Here is a 21,520-nt window from a genome sequence, read left to right as displayed (position 1 = left end):
CCGGAACGGATTGCCGGCCTGGGCCGCCGCTCAGGGTTGGACGCCGGGATGCTTCCGCATGGGGCCGATGTAACTGCGCGCAATCACCACGTTGTCGATGAACAGGTGCATGTCCTGCGGCGCGGGTGACACCCCGCCGTGGTAGACATCGAACCAGACCTCTTCAATGGCCAGACGCTTGGTGTCGCGCAGGCGCACACCGCTGCGCTTCATGACCTGCTGACCATCAATCCAGGCCTCAACAATCCCATCCGACTTGCCCGGTTGGTTGAGCTTCACACGCTGCTCGATGCAATACCAGCGCTCATTGCGCACCAGGCCGGTTGGGCCCTGTGACCAGCCCCAGGGATCACCCGTCTCGTCCTTCATGTCGGCGTGATAGGCATAGAAGTTCAAGGCATTGAGCTCAGCCACAGAACGGTCGCCTACCGGGCGCTTGGCGAAGCCACCACGCAGCGACCAGCCATTGCTGCCGTCGGCCTTGCGCCGCCCCCAGCCGGCCTTCCCGTAGGTGCCTGCGATGCCGGGCAGCTTGCCGCCATCGAGCACCGGCTGCCAGTCGCGGCCCAGGCGCAGGTAGTAGCGGAAATAGACGTCCTCCGGCTCCGCCTGCCCACGTGCGCTGAACTTGTAGCGCAGATCCAGGCCCAGGTTCTCACCCTTGGCGATACGCACCTTGAGGGCCCGGCCCGACAGGGCTTGAAACCCAGGGGCGGAGTCTTGCGGCCCGATCACGCCGCCGTCACCTCGCAGCACCCAGCCGCCAAACTGGCGCAGCCAGTCCGAAACTTCGAAGTCAGCGCTGAACAAGACTTCGGGGTGGGAGGCGATGCCTTGGTCGCCCGGGTACTTGGCCGCCAGCCCTTCCTGCATCTGCGCGGGCCGGGCATAGCTGGGATAGAGCGCAAAGCTGCCGATATCGATGAAGGCACTGCCGTATTGCTGGTCTGAGGTCAGCATGAGCACGGCTTTCTTGACCTTGGCCGCCTCGGGAATGTCAAAGCGCAGCAGCACATGCCGGCCGCCGCCCAACTTGAGCTCCGGGCGCTGGCCCAGGCTGCTCAGGCTGCTGCAATCGGTGAAGGTATCGGCCGCCGGGCTCAGTCGCAAACGGCTGCCATCCTCCAACTCCAGCTTGAGCATGGGGCGAGCCGCACGGTCGGGTGACTCCTTGCTGTGGAAGTCGACGATGTCACCGGCCCCGGCCGCACCCAGGGCGCGCAGCAGAACCACGCGAGGCAGGCTGGGCGTCGCCTGCCAGCGCTGCACCAGGCTGCTGAGGTCCATCTCCACAAAAGGCCTGCCCATGCCGCGCTGCAGCTTGATCTGCGAGAAGGCGCGGTCGCCCTGCGGTTTGCCCTGGGCATCGAGCCAGTCGCCGCCCGGGTGCTGCCAACGGATCTCGCCCATGCCGGTGAGAAAGGCGCAACTCGGGCCCGCCTCGCCATCACCGATCACCAGACCGGGCCCGGCACTGGCGGGCAACTGCGCCACGGCCTGATTCGGCCAAACCAAAGTCTGCAGCAGCACGGCAGCGCACAAGCCCGGGCGCGCCCAGAGGCGCCAGAACGATGCGCCTTCAAAAGACGAGAAAGCGCAAAGCGCCGCGTTGGAAAGCAGGCTGCGGCGCAAGGCAATCATGTGGGCCTCAGTGGCGGATCAGGTTTTCGACGATGCGGCTGCGGTAGCGGAAACGGCTCGTATCCCAGGGCGTGAAACGGGGCAACTCGAACATCGAGTCGCCCTGGCGCGCCGCGCCCCAAACCGTGCTGACCGCAGCCAGGAAGCCCAGATCCTTGACCTGAGCCACGCTGTCGGCGTTGTAGTCCTGGCCCGGCTTGCCATTGGGATAGGCAAACAGGCGCACCGGCTCACGCAGCACCGCTTCGAGATAGTCCTTGCTGTCACCGATCTCGCGTCGCATACCGGCCGCATCGAGCGTGGCCAGGATGGGGTGGTTGACCGTGTGCGCGCCAATCTGCATGCCGGCGGCTCGCAGCTGGCGGATGCCGGCATCGCCCATCATCAAGGCCTGATCGTGGGCACCGCCGCACAGGGTCTCGATCGCGGCGACGCACTGCACACGCTCATCCGGCACGCGGTACTTGATCACGCCGAGCAGCGCATCAATGGCCTGACGTCGGCTGCTGGCATCGCCGATCTGAAAGCGGGAACGCTCATCGCCGGTGACCGTACTCAGGTCCAAGGCGCCCGCCGGCGCATGCCGGATGGCCTCGATGATGCGGTCGTTCCACATGCGCCCCTGTCCGAGAAAGCCGGTGGCGATGAAGAAGGTGGCTGGCATGCGGAACTCTTGCAAGATGGGCAGGGCCACCGAGACATTGTCCTCATAGCCATCGTCAAACGTCAGCACGCAGGCTCGCGCCGGCAGGCTGCCACGGGCCAGGCGTTCGGCCGCTTCGTCCAGCGGCATGACATGGGCCCAGTCATTCAGCCAGCCCAGGATCTCGCGGAAACGCGCAGCGTCCACCTCGCCCGGGAAGATGTCATCCGCTTGCGGCAGCACGCGGTGCAAGGTCAGGATGGTCAATCGCCCGCGGGCGCCGGCGGGCGAGAGCAGGCTGTAAGCCAGTTTCGTGAGCATGTCAGTGTGGTTCCAATGGCCTGGGGCTTTGTGGTCAGCTCAGGCTCAAGATGCAAAAGCCTTGACGCGGCTGATCACGTAGCGGAATTTTCCGGAAGCTTCGGCCGGGATGTCGTCCACCAGCAGCACTTCGACGCGCACCGCCGCACCCAGCCTGCGCCGGAAATCGTCCTCGATGCGTTGCACGCCAGCCGGATCAAATTCAGCGTTACGCACCACCTGCACCTGGGTGTGATCCAGGCTCAGCTGTTCGATGCGGAACTTCTCGACGCCGGGCAGATCGCGCACCGTGTAGATCAAGGCCAGGCCGTGCATGATGGTGCCGTTCTGCGCCACCACGAAATCGGTGCTGCGGCCATGCACCTCTTTCAACACCGGCAAGCCGCGGCCGCAGCCGCAAGCCTGGCTGCCCAGCACGCCCATATCGCCGGTGCGGTAGCGGATGAAGGGGAAATCGCGCGTGGCCATGTGGGTGACGACGATCTCGCCAATCTCGCCCTCGGCCACCGGCTGACCCTGAGGATCCAAGGTCTCGACAATCATGTCTTCGGCGCTGATGTGCAGGCTGCCGGCCGGGCATTGGTGGGCGATGAACCCGGCGTCGCGTGCACCATAGCCATTGGCCACCGGGCAGGCGAAGGCCTCCGAGATCAGGCGGCGCTGCTCTTCGTAGAGCCGCTCCGAGGTGACAAAGGCCACGCGGATGCCGAGATCGCGCATGCTCACGCCGCGCTTCATGGCATGGGCCGCGATCAGGGACAGGCTGGACGGGTAGCCAAACAGCATGGCCGGTCGAATGCGGCGGATGTCGGCGACAAAGGCGTCCAGCTTGGCCTCGCTCATCTCGAAAGCGGGCAGCAGATGGCTGCGCATCAGCCCGTCTCGCAGGCGGCGCACACGGTCCTGCGCGCCCAGCTCGATCGGGCTGCCCCAGACCACGATCTCGGGGTCGCCGATGTCCACATTCCACCAGCGCGTGGCGCGCCATTTGGCCGCCACATCATGGCTCTTGCGAGCCTTGCCCATGTAAAAGATCAGGGGCTCGCCCGAGGACCCACCGGTGTTGTAGCGGCTCAGCACGCCGTGGTCTTCGGCCTTGAGCGCGTCCTGATGGGCTCGGATCAAGGGCTTGTCCAGGCAGGGCAGCTTTTGCAGATCGGCCACGCTCTGCAGGGCTGCCGGGTCGAAGCTGAGCTCCTTGAAAAGCTGGCGGTAGTAAGGCACGTGACGCCCCACATCACCCAGGAATTCGCGCAGACGGGCGAGTTGCAGGGCCTGCAGCTCTGCTGGCGACAGCCACTGGCTGCGCTCCAGCAGGCGCAAGCGCGCCACGCTGTCATGCCTCTTCAGCCTCTCATGCAAAGGGAAGAGCAGATGGGAACAAAGATCGGTGTAGAGGTTCACGGTTCTCTCGGCTCAGGCAGAGGCGGAAGGAAACGGCGCCACAGCGGCTTGCCGGGCCAGGCCCGCACGGTCATAGGCCGCCAGCCAGAGCGGCTTGACTGCTGACCAGGCGTAGCGCTGCGCCTCGGCGTGGGCCGCCAAGCTGAAACGCCGGGCCAGATCCAGGTCCTGCAGCAGCCGCAGCGCCGCTGCGGCCATGGCCTCGGCATCGCCGATGGGCACCAGCAGGCCGGTGCGGCCCGACTCCAGCAAATCGGGTATGCCACCAGCATCCGTGCTCACCACCGGCACCCCGCTGGCGAAGGCCTCCAAGATGGAAATGGGCATGTTGTCCACGGTGCTGGCATTGAGGGCCAGGTCGGCGCGCTGGTAGAGCGTGGGCATGTCGGCATTGTTGACACGCCCGGCAAACTCGACCGCAGCGGCGATCTGCAGCTGTTCGCACAGCTGCTGCAGAGCGGCGCGCTCCGGCCCCTCCCCGGCCACGATCAGCCGCGCCGCCGGGAACTGCTCACGCACGCGAGCAAAGGCGCGAATCGCGGTGGCGTTGTCGTAAATCGGCTCCAGGTTGCGCGCCACCAGCAGCACCGGTGCGCTCGCAGCCACCGCAGGCGTCTTGGCCTTGAAGCGAGAGAGGTCGATGATGTTGGGAATGATCTCGGCGCTCAGGCCATGCTTGGCAAACACACGCTGCAAAAAGGCCGAGGGCGTGACGCGCAAATCGGCCCGTGAAAGCAGGCGCCGCACATGGGCCGGCCCCTGGCTGAGGAACTCATCAGCCAGGCCACCCCGGTAGTTGATGATCAAGGGCACGCCACGGCCCAGCGCCAGGCGCGCGACCGGCAGCACGAACAAATGCCAGGCCCAACCCGAGTTGGCCATGATGTGGACCACGCGCGCACCGCGAATCTCACGACGAGCCGCCAGCACATAAGCCAGCAAACGAACAACCGCACGGAGCACGGGCACACGGCCCGTCCAGGCCGGCCGGTACGGTGGGTTGTTGCGCAGCAGGCGAACCTGCACACCCTCGGCCTTGAGCAGGCGCAGGAGTTGTTCGCACTGGTTGGCCATGCCGCCGGCGGGCGGCGGCAGCGGCCCAACCAGCAGCACATGGCCGTGTTCACGTGACCAAGCCTGCAAGGCCGGACGCAGGCGGCGCAAGCGCAAGGCGCTGAGGAGCAGCAGGACCAGGCCTGCCGCCAGACTCAGGCCCAGCAAAGGCAAGGCCGTCTTCAGACGGCGCAGGTGCGCATGCGCCGCCTGGCTCTCGGCCATGGGCCAGATCGCCATGCCGGGATAGACGCCCGTAGCGATGGCGGCGAACTGCTCCAGGCTGCGCGAGAGTGAGCCGGTGATGCGCACGGCCGGCTCGCGGTCGTAGCTCTCGAGGTTGTCGCCCAGCCACTGGAACCATTGGGTCTCGCCGCGGTGGTAGTACTCCCAGGCCTTGGCGTCCTCGACATAGCCTGGGCGGGCCTTGGGCGCGATGGGCAGCATGCGCAGCTCGGCATCACGGGCCAGCAAGGCGGCGCGCACCTCATGCGCCGACAGCGGCCCCTGGCCCCGGCTGAAATAGACGTTATTGAAGACGTCGAGCAACTGCCAGCGAGCCAAGGGCTCGTTCCAGATCTCCACCCAGATGTGGCCGTGACCGCCAAAGCCGTCAAAGGCAAAACCCCAGCTGCGCGTGGGGATCTTTGCGGCATGAGCCAGGGCCATGAAGCTGCGCACGAAATCGCCGCAATAGCCTTCGCCGTCCTGAACGATGCGCTGGTAGGTGCGTTGCAGATCGCTTTGGATCGGGCCACCGGTGAGCACCGGCGCCGAGCTCAACAAATGGGAGGCAATCGCCAGCGAGCGCTCCCAGGGCCCGGGCAATTCGGCCAGGCCGAGCTTGCGCACCTGCTCCACAAACACCGCCGAGGCCGGCGCCTGCTCACGCTTGAAGCTGGGCGGCGGCGCACTCGCCGGCCAGTCGATGGCCGGATTGACCGACTCATCCAGCACCAGAGCATTGCGCAGGCGCACCCGGTCGGTGCTGCCCAGCACCTGCGGCAGCAGGATGAGCAGCGGCAGCAAGACCAGCAGCCAGCCGAGGCGCTGGCCCCAGCGCCAACGGCCTTCACTCAACCAGGGCGAGGCACCCGATATCACCAGCACAGCCCCTGCACCCGGGCCTTGAAGTCCGCCTTGTTGGGCAGGTTCACCAGGTCCAGCAGGTCCTGGTCGGCGCGAGCCAAGCCCGCCACCTGCGCCGCGATCTCCACGCCCGACAGGCCCATCACCAGCACCTCGCTGCCCTGCACCACCTCGGCCAGATCGCCCTTGAGCATCTCACCGATGTGCGGCAGGTGCTTCTGCACAAAGCTGCGGTTCGCGCCCAGCAGACTGGCCAGATGCACCTCGGGGTCATAGATCGACAGCTGCATGCCCTTGCCGATCAGCTGCTCGGCCAGGGTCACCAGCGGGCTCTCGCGCAGATCGTCCGTGCCGGTCTTGAAGGACAGGCCGATGAAGCCGATCTTGCGCTTGCCCAGGGCCAGCAGCTTGTCCAGCGCCAGGTCCAGGTGCTGGCGGTTGGAGGCCAGGATGCCCGAGAGCATGGGCAGCTCCAGATCGTGCGTCTTGGCCAGATACGTGGTCGCGCGCAGGTCCTTGGGCAGGCAGGAGCCGCCGAAGGCGAAGCCCGGTTTCAGATAGGCCTTGGAGATGTTGAGCTGCGTGTCCTGGCAGACCAGGTCCATCACTTCAAAGGCGTCCACACCCAAAGCGCCGCACAGGCGCGCGGTTTCGTTGGCGAAGGTGATCTTGAGCGCGTGGAAGTTGTTGCAGCAGTACTTCATCATCTCGGCCGCGCGCACCGAGGTCTTCAGGAACTTGCAGGGCAGATGGCCGAACAGGGCTTGCAGCCGCTCGGCCGCGTACTCGTGGTTGGCACCGACGATGGTGAAGGGCGGCTTGTCGTAGTCGCGGATGGAGCTGCCTTCGCGCAGGAACTCGGGCTGGAAGCACAGGTGGAAGTCCACGCCGTCGCGCTTGCCCGAGGCGCGCTCGATGATGGGGCGCAGCACGTCTTCCACCGTGCCCGGCACCAGGGTCGAGCGGAACACCACCACATGCGGCTCGCTCTTTTGCTTGAGCGCTTCACCGATCTGCTCGGCCAGGCGCAGCACCGCGCCCTGGTCCTGGCTGCCGTTGGCCGCCGAGGGCGTGCCCACGCAGACCAGCGAGATCTCGGTGCTCAGCACGGCCTGCACCGCGTCCGTCGTCACGCTGACATGGCCGCTGGCCGCGACTTGCGCCATCAGCTCCACCATGCCCTCCTCGACCACCGGCGTCTTGCCGTTCTTGATCAGGTCCAGCTTGGCCGGCTCGATGTCCACGCCCACCACATCATGGCCATCCCGCGACAAACAGGCCAGCGACACCGCGCCCACATAGCCCAATCCAAAAATGCTGATCTTCATTGCTCAAAGTCTCCGAAATCTTGTTGCAGCTACGGGGCGCGAACGCCCCGGAATCCAGCTGAGCCCGCCGTCAGAAAAAGCCAGGCGGGCAGACCCTACTTAGGCGGGGACGCCGTCCCGGCTGTGCACGGCCAAAGGCAACTCTTCATCCACCACCTGGCGCAGGAAGGCCTCGAACATCAGCAGCGTCCACAGCGGCGCGCTGTAGTCGCGGGCGCCGCTTTGATGAGCTTCGACCAGGTGCTGAAGGTATTCGCGGTTGAACCAGCCAGTGGCGGCCAAGCGCGGGCCGAGCACGGCGTCCTGCACCCGTTGCTTGAGCGGGCCACGGAACCAGCGCGCCAGCGGCACGGCGAAGCCCATCTTGGGCCGGTACAGCACCTCGTCGGGCAGCAGTGGCTCCATGGACTTCTTCAGCAGGTACTTGCCTTCCTGACCGCGAATCTTGAGGTCCGATGGCAGGCTGGCCACCCACTCGACCAGCTCATGGTCCATCAGCGGCTCACGCACTTCCAGCGAATGCGCCATGCTGGCGCGGTCCACCTTGGTGTTGATGTCGCCGACCAGATAGGTCTTGGTGTCCAGGTACTGGATCAGGGCCAGCGGATCGTCGGTCTGGGCCTTGGCGGCATGGCGGTCGAACACCTCCTGGGCCTCGTAACCGCTGAGCTGGGCCTTGAACTGCGGGCTGAAGAGCTGCTCGCGCATGGGACCGCGCAAGATGGACACCGAGTGGAAGTAGGCCTCGACGGCATTGCGCGACAGGCCTTCGAACGTGGTCTTGGCGCGGAACACGCGCGGCGCCCAGTCCGCCTTGGGGTACAGGCGCCCCAGCGTGCCGAACAGCGGCTTGCGCAGGCCGGCCGGCATCATGGAGCGCATGCGCTCTTCCATCAAATGCATGCGGTAGCGGCGGTAGCCGCCGAAGGTCTCGTCACCGCCATCGCCCGACAGGGCCACGGTCACATGCTTGCGCGCCAGCTGGCAGACCCGGTAGGTCGGGATGGCCGAGCTGTCGGCATAGGGCTCGTCGTAGAGCCGAGCCAGGGTGTCGAGCAGGTCGAAGTCGTCGGACTTGACGGTCTCCACCTTGTGCTCGGTGCGGTAGCGGTCGGCCACCAGTTTGGCGAACTCAGATTCGTTGAAAGCCGGGTCGTCGAAGGCGATCGAGCAGGTGTTGACCGCGTCCGAGCTGATGCCGGCCATGGTGGCCACCACGGCGCTGGAATCCACGCCACCGGACAGGAACGCGCCCAGCGGCACCTCGGCAATCATGCGCAGGCGCACCGATTCCTTGAGACGTTCCTGCAGTTCCAGACAGGCTTCCTCGACGCCGATCTGGCGGTCGAGCGTGAAGCGCACATCCCAGAACTGCTTGGGCTCGGGAATCGGCTGGCCGCGACGGATGCACAGGCTGTAGCCCGGCTCGAGCTTGCGCGCCTGCTTGAAGATGCAGCGCGGCTCGGCCACATAGCCGAGCGCGAAATACTCTTCGACCGCCAGCGGGTCGATGTCGCGGCGCATCTGGCCATGGGCCAGCAGAGACTTCAGCTCCGAGCCGAACAGCAGTTGGCCATCATCCAGCACGCTGTAGAACAGGGGCTTCACGCCCATGCGGTCGCGGGCCATGAAGAAGGTCTGCTTGTTGCGGTCCCAGAGCGCAAAGGCAAACATGCCGCGGAAGCGTTGCACGCAGTCCTCACCCCAGGCTTCCCAGGCATGGACGATGCACTCGGTGTCGCTCTTGGTGTGGAACACATGACCCAGGGCCTGCAGTTCGGGGATCAGCGACTGGTAGTTGTAGATCTCGCCATTGAAGACCACGACCACCGAACCATCCTCGTTGAACAGCGGCTGCTGGCCGGTGGAGATGTCGATGATGGACAGCCGGCGATGCCCCATGCCCAGGCCGGGTTCGGTGTGCAGGCTGCCTTCATCGGGGCCGCGGTGGTGCTGCGACTCGTTCATCCGATGCAGGCGCGCCGCATCGATCTCGCGGGCCGCACGCGTGTCAAAGATTCCAGTGATTCCGCACATATCTTGTTCTACTTTGTGGTCCGCAGACCGTGTTCGAGATCGAGTGGGGGCCGCCCCAGCGCCTGGCTGTACAAAGCATCATATGCCGCGACCATGGCACGCAAGCTGAAGCGCTGCTCCACCCGCTGACGCCCGGCTTGGCCGAAATCGGCCCGCAATGCCGCGTCCTGCGCCAGGCGGATCAGGCCTGCAGCCATGGCCGGTACATCGGCTGAGGGCACCAAGAGTCCGGTACGCCCCTCTTCCACCAGCTCGGCATTGCCACCGACGCGGGTGGCCAGCACCGGCAGGCCGCAGGCCATGGCCTCCAGTATGGTGTTCGAAACACCTTCCGCCAGCGACGGCAGGGCAAACACATCCAGCCCGCGCATCAGCTCCGCCACATCGCGCCGCTCGCCTGGCAGGTAGGCCAGATCGCTCATCCCGGCTTCGGCCAAGACCTGGGCCACCTGAGCACGAAGGGGGCCATCGCCCGCCATCACCAGCCGCAGGCGTTCGCGCAAGCCAGGCTGCAGCTGCAAGGCCAGGACAAAGGCGCGGGCCAGGGTCAACTGGTCCTTGACCGACTGCATGCGACCCACCGTCCCCACCAGCAGCTGTGGGCCGGATTGGAAGGGACATCCTTCTATCGAGGCCACCGCCGCGCCGCGCGGGAGGAACTTGTCGGTGTCCACCCCGTTGTAGATCTGGTGGATGCGCTGCGACCCAATACCGACCGCATTCTCCAGATAGCCGCCCAGGTCGCGCGACAGCGCCACATAGCGCTGCACAAAAGGGCTGTAGAAGCGCCGGGTCAGGCGGTTGCGCCGGTTGAGGCCATCCACATCGTCCATGTCTCGGCCATGCTCACCGTGGATGCGCGCCGGCACACGGGCCAGCCACGCCGGCAGCTGGCCTTCGAGCGCCGCCAGATTGCGGCTGTGAACGATGTCGGGCCGCAGCTCACGGCACATGCGATACAGCGCACCCCACTGCAAAACGCCCGGCCCCGGCGGCTTGTTCAACCCCAGGAATTGCACATCCTCTCGCTGGATGCGGCGCCGAAACTCAGTAACCTCGGTCATGGCCACCACCGCATGGCGCCAGCGGCTGGCGTCCATGTGGTTGATCAGATTGACCACCCCGTTCTCCAACCCTCCGGTGTCGAAGCGGAACAGCAGGTGGACGACGAGAGGCCGGCGCTCGCTCATGCGGTGAGGGGTCAATCCCAGCGCTCGATCAGAGGCGCCAGACGCGGAAGCCGGCAGCTTCCAGACCGCCTTGATCAAACGCTGCCTTCACATCGATGAAAGCCCCGCCCTTGACCAGCTTCTTGCCCAGGTCTTCGACGCTCAGCTTCGCGTACTCCTTGTGGGCGACGGCCGCAACCACGGCATCAGCTCGCGGCAGTTCGTCGAAGGGCAGCAAGCGCACGCCGTACTCGTGCATGGCTTCCTCAGCCTCGGCCTGCGCATCGGTCACGAACACTTCCACGCCGTAGGTGCGCAGTTCGTTGATGATGTCAATAACCTTGGAATTGCGCAGATCGCCACAGTCTTCCTTGAAGGTCAGGCCCAGCACATTGACACGGGCGCCCTTGATGTAGGAGCCCGAAGCAATCATGTGCTTGATGGTCTGCTCGGCAATGAACTTGCCCATGCTGTCGTTGATGCGACGGCCGGCCAGGATGACTTGCGGGTGGTAGCCCAGCATGTCGGCCTTGTGGGTCAGGTAGTAGGGGTCCACGCCGATGCAGTGGCCGCCAACCAGGCCCGGCTTGAACTTCAGGAAGTTCCACTTGGTGCCGGCCGCGGCCAGCACCTCGGAGGTGTCGATGCCGATCTTGTCGAAGATGATGGCCAGCTCGTTCATCAGCGCGATGTTCAGGTCGCGCTGGGTGTTCTCGATCACCTTGGCAGCCTCGGCGGCCTTGATGCTGGAGGCGCGGTGCACGCCGGGGATGATGATCTTCTCGTAGAGCTCGGCCACCTTGTTGAGCGTCTCGGGCGTGTCGCCGGAGACGATCTTCAGGATCTTGGTCAGCGTGTGCTCCTTGTCGCCCGGATTGATGCGCTCAGGGCTGTAGCCGACGAAGAAATCCTGCTTCCACTTGAGGCCCGACTCGCGTTCCAGCACGGGGATGCAGACCTCTTCGGTGGCGCCGGGGTAAACGGTGCTCTCGTACACGACGATGGCGCCCTTCTTCATGTGGCGGCCGACGCTGGTGCTGGAGCCGATCAGGGGCTTGAAGTCGGGAATGTGGGCCTCGTCCACCGGCGTGGGCACAGCAACGATGATGATGTCGGCCTCGGCCAGCATCTCGGGCTTGTCGGTGTAGACCGCATGGGTGGCCGCCTGCACCTGCTCGTCAGTCAGCTCGCGCGAGGGGTCGACGCCACGCTGGCAGGACTCGACCTTGGCGGTCGAAATATCAAAACCAATGGTCCGGATCTGCTTGCCGAACTCCACCACCAAAGGCAGGCCCACATAGCCCAGGCCGATCACCGCTAAGGTCGTCATCTTGTTTCCCTTGTCAGTCCAAAACTCAAAGTCGATCGTTCAAAAACAGCTGTTCAGCCGGGCACCGCTGGTGCCGCGGCCTGCGCGTCCCGGGTCTTGCGCAGGGCCGCATCGAATGCGGCCCAATTCTCTTGCACAAACTCACGCAGGACAGCCTCACCCGCCCCCTCATCTCCGCGGTCTGTGTAAAAGACCAAAGAGGCAGCATCGTCACCGCGGCCCATCAGGCGATGCCAAAGGGCCAGCAGCTTGGCCTGCCAGTCACGGCTGGTGGCGTCACCATTGATCCAATACACCTGCCAGACATCGAGGCGCCGCGGCCACGGGCTGTCCGTGCCACGCAGATTGAGCAGTTCAACGCGACGCACGGCCAAAGAGGCCTGAGGCAAGTCAAGCCGCCCCTGCGACACCACGGACCATTGACGGTCCTCGCTTGCGACCAAGGTGTTGACCGAGCTGATCAGCTTGCTGCGGTAGCTTTGCTGGCGGTAGTAGGCCACGTGCACGCCCAGCTCTTGATTGCCCTTGCGGAAAACAGCCGCCGCCTGCGCAGCAGGAGACTGGAACACGGGCTTCAACATCGGCGCTGTGGCCGGCATCGACGTCCAAGCGCCCAACGACCCCGTGGGCAGTGCCAAACGAAGCTCGGTCTGACTCGCTGGTACGGCGAGGTGCTGGGACCAGGCAAATGGCGCCAGCAAGACGAGCAAGCCGGCACCCAGGGTTGTCAACCCAACGGCAGGCGCCCGAGAGGTCAAGGCCGCGCCGTTCGCAGCCGGTGGTGTGTCAAGGCCTTGCGCATCGGCCTCGGCCCAACGGCCACCGACCATGAACATGGCCAGCATGATGATGCCGAAGAACACCCAGCCGTAGAGCAAATGATCAGCCCCGGTCGCCAATTCATTGCCGGACACATGGCCGAGCAACACGGTCAGATAGGCTCGCACCCAGTTGGCCACCACCGGCAGCATCGTGGCGAAGATCACAAAGATCACGCGCCGCTTGAGGGAACGGTAGTTCAGGTAGGCAAACAAAGCGCCCACCATGACCGAAGCCATCAGGTAACGGATGCCACTGCAGGCTTCGACCACTGACCAGTTGCCGCTCGGGATCACGAACTGCAGACCTTCGCGGTAGACCGGAATGCCGCTCAATCGCAGGGCGCTGACCGTGAAGTCCGCCGTCCAGTTCATGAACAGCGGCATCAGAAACTCACCGATGGGTACGGCGAAGAAGAAAAAAGCGAGCGGGAAGGCCATCACACGCGCCACCGCCGCCCCCAGGCACAGCGGTACGGCGCACACCAACATGCCCACCAAGGCCAGCTGGGTGGCCGCGTTGACGGCCGCCAAGTCGCCGAGCAACCACAACAGGCCGCAAGCTGCCATGGGCAACAGGAACCAGGGCGACGGCCGCGGCTCAAGCACGGCGATGGAGGCTCGGAGTCGCCAAATCAACCACAAGGCAATTGGCGGCACCGTGAAAGCATGTGCAAAGGTCTCCGAGCGGTTCCAGATTTGCACCATGGCCCAGGCGGTCTGGTGGTACAGGCCCAAAACCACGAGCAAGAGCAGCACAAGCCCCGCGAGCGCACGTGGCCAGCCTGCGCCGCCGGGCGCGCCGCGCTTCACTGGCGTCGGGCTGTTCGGACTCATCACCAGCACAGCCCCTGCACCCGGGCCTTGAAGTCCGCCTTGTTGGGCAGGTTCACCAGGTCCAGCAGGTCCTGGTCGGCGCGAGCCAAGCCCGCCACCTGCGCCGCGATCTCCGCGCCCGACAGGCCCATCACCAGCACCTCGCTGCCCTGCACCACCTCGGCCAGATCGCCCTTGAGCATCTCACCGATGTGCGGCAGGTGCTTCTGCACAAAGCTGCGGTTCGCGCCCAGCAGACTGGCCAGATGCACCTCGGGGTCATAGATCGACAGCTGCATGCCCTTGCCGATCAGCTGCTCGGCCAGGGTCACCAGCGGGCTCTCGCGCAGATCGTCCGTGCCGGTCTTGAAGGACAGGCCGATGAAGCCGATCTTGCGCTTGCCCAGGGCCAGCAGCTTGTCCAGCGCCAGGTCCAGGTGCTGGCGGTTGGAGGCCAGGATGCCCGAGAGCATGGGCAGCTCCAGATCGTGCGTCTTGGCGAGGTAGGTGGTCGCGCGCAGGTCCTTGGGCAGGCAGGAGCCGCCGAAGGCGAAGCCCGGTTTCAGATAGGCCTTGGAGATGTTGAGCTGCGTGTCCTGGCAGACCAGGTCCATCACTTCGAAGGCGTCCACGCCCAATGCACCGCACAGGCGCGCCGTCTCGTTGGCGAAGGTGATCTTGAGCGCGTGGAAGTTGTTGCAGCAGTACTTCATCATCTCGGCCGCGCGCACCGAGGTCTTCAGGAACTTGCAGGGCAGATGGCCGAACAGGGCTTGCAGCCGCTCGGCCGCGTACTCGTGGTTGGCACCGACGATGGTGAAGGGCGGCTTGTCGTAGTCGCGGATGGAGCTGCCTTCGCGCAGGAACTCGGGCTGGAAGCACAGGTGGAAGTCCACGCCGTCGCGCTTGCCCGAGGCGCGCTCGATGATGGGGCGCAGCACGTCTTCCACCGTGCCCGGCACCAGGGTCGAGCGGAACACCACCACATGCGGCTCGCTCTTTTGCTTGAGCGCCTCACCGATCTGCTCGGCCAGGCGCAACACCGCGCCCTGGTCCTGGCTGCCGTTGGCCGCCGAGGGCGTGCCCACGCAGACCAGCGAGATCTCGGTGCTCAGCACCGCCTGCACCGCGTCCGTCGTCACGCTGACATGGCCGCTGGCCGCGACTTGCGCCATCAGCTCCACCATGCCCTCCTCGACCACCGGCGTCTTGCCGTTCTTGATCAGGTCCAGCTTGGCCGGCTCGATGTCCACGCCCACCACATCATGGCCGTCCCGCGACAAACAGGCCAGCGACACCGCGCCCACATAGCCCAATCCAAAAATGCTGATCTTCATGACTTCACTGCCTGCTTTTTTGATGAGGTGGATGCCGAGGTCAGAACCTGGGCAATGATCTTGTCCAGACGCTCCATGGAGCGCGGCCAGGCATGGTGGCTGAGCATGCGCGCGCGGCCGGCCAGGGCCAGACGCTCCCGCTCGGCGGGATTCTCGACGATGCGCAGCACCGCCTCGGCGCATTGCTGCGGCGTGTCGGCCACCAGCAGATGGGTCTCGGCCTCGGCGTCGACACCGCCTGCGGCAATGCTGCTGGTCACCACCGGCACCCCCATGGCCATGGCTTCGAGGATCTTGTTCTGCGTGCCGCGGGCAATCGCCAGCGGGGCCACCATCAGGGCCGATTTGCGCACATAGGGCTGCACATGCGGCACCGAGCCGGTGACGGTGACGCCGTCGATCTCACCGAGCTTGCGCATGGCCGGCGACGGGTCGGCGCCGACGATGGTCAGCTTCATCTGCGGCCGGCGCGCCTTGATCAAGGGCCAGGTTTCCGCACAGAAACGCGACATGCATTCCTGGTTGGGGTAGTAGTCCATGCGGCCGATGAAGCTGATGGTGTCAGGGTCGTAGGCCGTGCCATTGGGGCTGAAGTAATCGGCATCGACACCGTTGGGGAACCAGTCGGTCGCTGCACCCGTGCCATAGTCGTTGAGCGTCTGCCATTCGGCGCGCGTGGTGGCGGTACAGAGGTCAAAGCGGCGGGCCAGGCGCTTCTCGGCCGCCAGCATCTTGTAGCCTTCGAGCCGGTAGCCCAGGGACAGCGGGAAAGGCTTGGCGTCCGCGTACTCCAGCCACTTCTGCGAGTCCATATCGCCGAAGTCCAGGATCTTGGGAATGTCCTGCACATGCTCCACGTACTGCGCGACCGAGGAGCAGTGAACAAAGATCAGATCGAACTTCTGCGTGGCCAGCAGGTGCTTGATCTTGGCTGCCAGCTCGGCCGAGTAGAAAAAGCCCATGGACGAGGGCGTGGTCAGGGGCAGACGCGCCACCATGCGCAAGGCCTGCACCGGGTTGTGCACGCGCGCCATATGGAAGGCCTTGCAATGCGGTGCAATGCCCTGCCCTTCCACGCCTTCGTCTTCGGCGCGCACCAGCGAACAGACGGTGACCTCATGCCCCGCCGCCGTCAGGTGGCGGATCATATTGAAGGGCCGGATCTTGCCTCCACGCTTGGGCGGGAAGGGAAAGCGATGGCAGACGTAGAGGATGTTCATGCGGGCAGATGGAGGAGCGGGGGCGTCAGGCGCGGGGCAGGTAAGACTTCAGCTCCAGCGCCACATCGGCGGGGCTGCGGCCGTCCAGATAGACCCGGCTCCAGATTTCAAGATTCATCAGAGACAGCAGCGCATCGGTGCCGTCCATGCGGTTGGCTTCGTGGTCGGCGATCAGGCCTGACACGACGGCCGGCACGAACAGGCCCCGCGCCTTCACCACCTCAGGCGCCAGCAGGCGGCGCAGCAGCGGCGCCAATTCCTTCTTGAGCCAGGCGCCCATGGGCGTGCCGAAGCCGCGCTTCTTGCGGTTCAGGATGTCATCCGGCAGCACATCGGCCAGGGCCGACTTCAGCACATGCTTGAGGCGGCCACCACGGATCTTGATGTCCGAAGGCATGGACGCCGCCAGCTCCAGCAGTTCGTGATCGAGCAGAGGCACGCGGCACTCGAGCGACACGGCCATGCTCATCTTGTCGGTCAAGAGCAGCAGATCGTCAGGCAGCTGCGTTTCTGCGTCCACGGCCAGCATGCGGTTGAGTTCGTCCTCATGGCCGGCGCTAGCGAAAGCCGCGGCCAGCGGGTCTTGACCGCCCGCGCCGTCCACCAGCAGACGGCCGACCAGGTCCTGCCCCAGCACTTGCAGATAGCTCTGGTAGCGCGCATCGGCGCCCATACCGGCGCTGGCGACAAAGCCCTTGGCCAGGCGCAAGGTGTTGAGCAGTCCTGAGTGACGATCGGCCGGCAAGCGGCCGGCCGCAAAGCCGATGGCTGATTGCAGCCAAGCGGGCAGCGCCTGGAAACGGCGTGCGTAATGACCGCCCAGGTAGCGGCGATAACCGCCAAACAGCTCGTCACCGCCCACGCCCGAGAGGATCACCTTCACATCCTGGCGCGCAAACTGCGAGACCAGATAGGTGGTGATGAAGGCCGTGTCGGCCAGCGGCTCGTCCATATGCCAGAGCAGCTGGGGCAGCAGACCCACCACATCGGGCTTGACGACAATTTCCTTGTGCTGGGTCTTGAACAGCTCGGAGACCTGGCGCGCGAACGGCAGCTCGTTGTACAGCGTCTCGGCCTCACCGCCTTCGAAACCGATGGCATAGGTGCGGATGGGCTCGCTGGACTCGCGGGCCATATAGGCCACGACCGCGCTGGAATCGACACCACCCGAGAGGAAAGCGCCGATCGGCACGTCGCTGACCATCTGCATGCGCACGGCGCGCTGCAGGCTTTCGCGCGAGCGCTCGATCCACTCGGCCTCGCTCCAGTCGCGGCGGATCTGCGCCGACACGCGCCAGTAGCGCCACTCCTTGACCTGACCAGCCTCCACCGCCAGCAGCGTGGCCGGCGGCAGCTTGCGAATGCCCTTGAACATGCTGCCCGGCGCGGCCACATAGCCCAGCTGCAGGTAGCTGGAGAGCACGCGAGTGTCCAGCTCGGCCCGAACGCCGGGCAAAGCCAGCAAGGCCTTGGCTTCGGTGGCAAAAGCCAGGCGCTGACCGTCCTGCATCACGTACAGGGGCTTGACGCCGATGCGGTCACGGCCGATCAGCAGACGGCGGCGGCGCGCATCCCAGAGGGCGAAGTCGAACATGCCGTTGAGGCGGTGGACGAAGTCATCGCCCTCGGCGTCGTACAGATGCAGCAGCACCTCGCTGTCGGAGCCGGTCTTGAACTGAAACCCCTTGGCTTGCAGCTCGGCACGCAGCTCGCGGTAGTTGTAGATCTCGCCATTGCAGACCAGCCAGAGGCTGCCGTCCTGGTTGGACAGGGGCTGGTGGCCGCCGGCCAGGTCAATGATGGACAGGCGCCGCATGGCGATGCCGCAGGCACCGTCAATGTGCTGGCCTTCATCGTCGGGGCCGCGATGCTGGGTGATGTCGCCCATCAAGCTCAGATGGGCCGATTCGACCGGGGCGCCGTCAAGACGCAGGATGCCGTGGATGCCGCACATAGCTGGGTCGGGCCTCAGGAAGAAACAGGGGGGAAGGTACGACCGTAGCGGCCCAGGGCGCGCCGGTAGACCTCTTCGTAGCGGGCCACGCTGCGGGCCCAGGTGCGCTCGGCTTCCACGAAATGGCGGGCCTGCGCGGCGATGCGCGGCCATTGCTCGCGCTGGGCCAGCAGCTGTTCGATGGCAGCGGCCAGAGCGCCCACATCGCCGGCCTTGAAGAGATGGCCGGTCTCGCCGTGGCGCACCAGCTCATGGTGGCCGCCGACATCGGAGGCCACGAACATGCGCCCTTGGGCCATGGCCTCCAGGGGCTTGAGCGGCGTGACCAGCTCGGTCAGGCGAATGGGCAGGCGCGGGTAGGCCAGCACGTCGATCAGTTCGTAGTAACGCTGCACCTCCGCGTGCGGCACCCGGCCGGTGAAGATCACCTGCTGCTGCAGGCCCAGGCGCTCCACCTGCGCCTTGAGCGCCGCCTCCTGCGGGCCGCCGCCGACCAGCAGCACGCGAAGCTGCGGCAGCGTGGGCAAGAGGCGAGCCGCAGCGTCCAGCAGCAGGTGCAGGCCTTCGTAGCCGTAGAAGGAGCCTGCAAAACCAAGCACAACGGCGCCGTCCAGGCCCAGCTTGGCACGCAGCACCGGGTCCGGGCTGACGCCAAACTGGAAGGCCTGGGCGTCAACCGCATTCGGGATCACGGTGATGCGATCCGCCGGCACACCGCGCGACATGATGTCGCCACGCAGGCCTTCGCAAATGGTGGTGATCTGGTCGGCACGCTTGAGCGCAAAGCTTTCCAGCGCCCGCGACACGCGGTAGCGCAAGCTGCCTTCGGTCGTCGTGCCGTGGTCGACAGCCGCATCCTCCCAAGAGGCTCGCATCTCATACACCACCGGCAAACGCAGCTGTCGGCCGACCCAGAGGCTGGGCAAGGCATTGAGCACCGGCGAATGGGCGTGGATGATGTCAGGGCGCTCGATGGCCACGACTTCCCGGATGCGCGCGGCCGTCAGCTGCATCTGGCGGATCAGGCCATCGGCCGCGGTGCTGGGCGTGCGGTGGAATTGCCAGCCCGAGGCCTCCTCCATCAGGCCCTCGCCCGGGCCCTGCTTGGGGCTGGTCAGGTGAGAGGTGATCCAGCCGCGCGCACGCTGCTCGCGCAGGATGGAGGCGGTGCGAAAACTGTAGCCGCTGTGCAGCGGCAAGGAGTGGTCGAGGATGTGGAGAACGCGCAAGCTCATAGCGGCTGGACGCGCAGGCATGCGCGAGAGATCAGATTCAGTGGGCGGCTTCGTGCATCAAGCAAGCAGTGGTGTGGGGCGGGCATGGCTCAACCCAGATTGCGCACGATGAAGGGCCCCAACCAGTTGACAAAGCCCAGGGGCAAGCGCCGCCAGGTCTTGATCAGGAGCTGGTACTTCGCATTGCTCGGGTTGTTCTGCGGCACGGCGTCGCGCTTGTAGAGGCAGTACTCGTAATGCAACGGCGTCGGCTCGAAGCCCCAGTTCTTCTTGAAGGCGTAGGAACCGGTGCCCTGCTTGCTGCGGCCGTAGTCGAACACCTTGCAGCCACGCGCGCAGGCGCGACGCATCAGCTCCCAGTACTTGAAGTCGTTGCCGGCCAGATCGCGCGCGGCTTCGTCGTCGCCGGCGTAGTAAGGCAGCACCTCGTCACGGAAGTAGAAACTCAGCACCGAGCTGAGTGGCTTGCCTTGGGCATCGGTGACCGTCAGCACCTCAGCATCGGCACCGAACTCGTCCAGCAAAGCCGCGAAGTAGCGCTTGGGCATGGCCGGCGTACCGTGGCGGTGGGTGTTGTCGGCGTAGAGCGCGAAAAAGCGATCCACCGTTGGATCGATGTGCGAGACCAGATTGTTTTTGATGCCTTTGCGCACACTGGCCCGGGCCTTGCGCGGAATGGCCAGCATATTGGCCTCTTCCTCGGGCAGGATCTCCTTGCGGAAGGTGACGTACAAATCCTGCTTTGGCCAGTCGGCGTGACGGGGCGCGATATTGCGGAACTCGAGGTGCTCAGCACCCAGGCGCTGCGCAATGGCCTGCGCTTCTTGCTCCAGAGCGGCGGCTGCCTCGTCGTTCAGGGCTGCAACACCGCCATACACCGCAAAGGGCAAAGCCACCAGCGAGTGGCCGAACAGCATGCTCTTGACCTGAGCCAGGGGCAGCACACCCTCGATCTCGCCCTCACGCTCGGCGTAGAGAAAGAAACCCTGGTGCTTGAACACCTGCTCGACCATGCGCAACCAGCCGGCACGGTGAAAGAAGGTGGCTTGCGAGCAGGCCAGGACGAATTCGTCCCAGCGCCGGGCAAGCGCGGCGTCTTGCGCCGTCAGGCGCTTGATTTGGAGTGCAGCCATGGTTCAGGCTGCAACTGCGCTGGTGGCCAGCGCCGCGGTGCGTCGACCCAGGAAGATCTCGTCCATGCGACCCCAGGCAAAGTCCTGCAGCAGGCGGCCGATGCGGTCGTGGGTGCGCGCAATATTGACGTAGTGGCGGAAGCGCGACTTGCTGTCGATGCCGGCGACACGCGGCTGATCAACGTCGATTTCCCAGGGGTGGAAATAGAACACGGCGGACTGTTGATCCTGGGCATTGACCTGACGGATCAGCCAACGCGACACCGAATAAGGCAGCAGGCGGAAATAGCCACCGCCGCTGGACGGCAGGTTCTTGTTCATCACCCGCAAGGTCGTGACCGGCACTTCCAGCAAACCCTCACGCACCGGGTAGGCGAAACGCGGTGAATCTGGCATGCCGTAATGGTCGTGCTGAATCGGGTAGACGCTGGAGCTGTATTGGTAGCCAGCCTCGCGCAAGGTGTCGAAGGCCCAGAGATTGCTCTTGCCGATCGAGAAACTCGGCGCGCGGTAGCCAATCACCTCATGGCCGCCCAGATCTTCCAGCAACTTCTTGGCACGGACGACGTCCTGCATGAAAGCTTGCGGGCTCAGATCGCTGGCGCGTTCGTGGCCGTAGCCATGGCTGGCGAGTTCGTGGCCGGCCGCCACGATATCGCGCACCACCTGCGGGTAGCGCTCGGCGATCCAGCCCAGGGTGAAGAACGTGGCCTTGGTCTGATGCTGGGCGAACAGGGCCAGGATGCGCTCGATATTGCGCTCCACCCGGCACTCACAGCCTTCCCAATCGCCACGCGCAATATAGGGCGCGAAGGCCGAGACCTGGAAGTAATCTTCCACATCCACGGTCATCGCATTCCGTATGGCTTTTTGTTCAGACATGAGACTCTGCGCACCCACTCTTGTTGGCTTATTAAAAATCTTCAGACACTGCACACCGATATCGGCCACGAAGCCCCGGTTCTGCCCTGCCCTTGCGACAGCTCTGTGAC

General features: G+C 65.2%; 15 protein-coding genes. All 15 read right to left on the bottom strand.

What is annotated here, in order from left to right; all coding sequences use genetic code 11:
* Positions 1–30: 30 nt before the first annotated feature.
* The gene (locus OOB33_RS15465) at positions 31–1,641 is read right to left on the bottom strand and encodes a polysaccharide lyase (protein ID WP_271009334.1); all 1,611 of its coding nucleotides are present in this window, start codon (positions 1,639–1,641) and stop codon (positions 31–33) included.
* A gap of 7 nt (positions 1,642–1,648) precedes the next feature.
* A complete protein-coding gene (locus tag OOB33_RS15460) occupies positions 1,649–2,605 on the bottom strand; it encodes a polysaccharide deacetylase family protein (protein WP_102770248.1) in 957 nt (318 codons plus the stop codon).
* Positions 2,606–2,650: 45 nt separating this feature from the next.
* Complete coding sequence (locus OOB33_RS15455; protein ID WP_102770247.1) at positions 2,651–4,009, bottom strand: phenylacetate--CoA ligase family protein; 1,359 nt, start codon at positions 4,007–4,009, stop codon at positions 2,651–2,653.
* Positions 4,010–4,021: 12 nt separating this feature from the next.
* Positions 4,022–6,142 (bottom strand): glycosyltransferase, encoded by a 2,121-nt coding sequence (locus tag OOB33_RS15450; RefSeq protein ID WP_271009333.1) that lies wholly within the window; start codon positions 6,140–6,142, stop codon positions 4,022–4,024.
* Positions 6,143–6,162: 20 nt separating this feature from the next.
* The gene (locus OOB33_RS15445; protein ID WP_271009332.1) at positions 6,163–7,479 is read right to left on the bottom strand and encodes a nucleotide sugar dehydrogenase; all 1,317 of its coding nucleotides are present in this window, start codon (positions 7,477–7,479) and stop codon (positions 6,163–6,165) included.
* Positions 7,480–7,578: 99 nt separating this feature from the next.
* Positions 7,579–9,516 (bottom strand): XrtA/PEP-CTERM system amidotransferase, encoded by a 1,938-nt coding sequence (locus OOB33_RS15440; RefSeq protein ID WP_271009331.1) that lies wholly within the window; start codon positions 9,514–9,516, stop codon positions 7,579–7,581.
* A gap of 8 nt (positions 9,517–9,524) precedes the next feature.
* Entirely contained in the window at positions 9,525–10,706 is a 1,182-nt protein-coding gene (locus OOB33_RS15435; RefSeq protein WP_271009330.1) for a TIGR03088 family PEP-CTERM/XrtA system glycosyltransferase, read from the bottom strand.
* Positions 10,707–10,734: 28 nt separating this feature from the next.
* Positions 10,735–12,015 (bottom strand): nucleotide sugar dehydrogenase, encoded by a 1,281-nt coding sequence (locus OOB33_RS15430; RefSeq protein ID WP_102770243.1) that lies wholly within the window; start codon positions 12,013–12,015, stop codon positions 10,735–10,737.
* Between the two features lie 53 nt (positions 12,016–12,068).
* The gene (xrtA, locus tag OOB33_RS15425) at positions 12,069–13,670 is read right to left on the bottom strand and encodes an exosortase A (protein WP_271009329.1); all 1,602 of its coding nucleotides are present in this window, start codon (positions 13,668–13,670) and stop codon (positions 12,069–12,071) included.
* On the bottom strand, positions 13,670–14,986 hold the full coding sequence (locus OOB33_RS15420) for a nucleotide sugar dehydrogenase (RefSeq protein WP_102770242.1): 1,317 nt from the start codon (positions 14,984–14,986) through the stop codon (positions 13,670–13,672). The genes xrtA and OOB33_RS15420 overlap by 1 nt, the downstream gene beginning before the upstream one ends.
* Entirely contained in the window at positions 14,983–16,206 is a 1,224-nt protein-coding gene (locus tag OOB33_RS15415) for a TIGR03087 family PEP-CTERM/XrtA system glycosyltransferase (protein ID WP_102770241.1), read from the bottom strand. Before OOB33_RS15415 ends, OOB33_RS15420 begins: the two co-directional genes overlap by 4 nt.
* Positions 16,207–16,231: 25 nt before the next feature.
* Positions 16,232–18,160 carry an asparagine synthase (glutamine-hydrolyzing) gene (gene asnB / locus OOB33_RS15410; protein WP_102770240.1) on the bottom strand — a complete coding sequence of 643 codons (1,929 nt, stop codon included), beginning with the start codon at positions 18,158–18,160 and terminating at the stop codon, positions 16,232–16,234.
* 14 nt (positions 18,161–18,174) lie between these two features.
* Positions 18,175–19,395: a TIGR04063 family PEP-CTERM/XrtA system glycosyltransferase gene (locus tag OOB33_RS15405; RefSeq protein ID WP_171826177.1), complete on the bottom strand. Its 1,221-nt coding sequence runs from the start codon at positions 19,393–19,395 to the stop codon at positions 18,175–18,177.
* Positions 19,396–19,484: 89 nt separating this feature from the next.
* Positions 19,485–20,528: a FemAB family XrtA/PEP-CTERM system-associated protein gene (locus OOB33_RS15400; RefSeq protein WP_271009328.1), complete on the bottom strand. Its 1,044-nt coding sequence runs from the start codon at positions 20,526–20,528 to the stop codon at positions 19,485–19,487.
* Between the two features lie 3 nt (positions 20,529–20,531).
* Positions 20,532–21,410 (bottom strand): XrtA system polysaccharide deacetylase, encoded by an 879-nt coding sequence (locus OOB33_RS15395; RefSeq protein ID WP_102770238.1) that lies wholly within the window; start codon positions 21,408–21,410, stop codon positions 20,532–20,534.
* Positions 21,411–21,520: the final 110 nt, after the last annotated feature.

This window comes from Paucibacter sp. B51, assembly GCF_027863535.1.
Classification (GTDB): Bacteria; Pseudomonadota; Gammaproteobacteria; order Burkholderiales; family Burkholderiaceae_C; genus Paucibacter_A; species Paucibacter_A aquatilis.
Note: the sequence above shows the minus strand (reverse complement) of the source record. Positions and strands in the feature narration are given on the sequence as shown.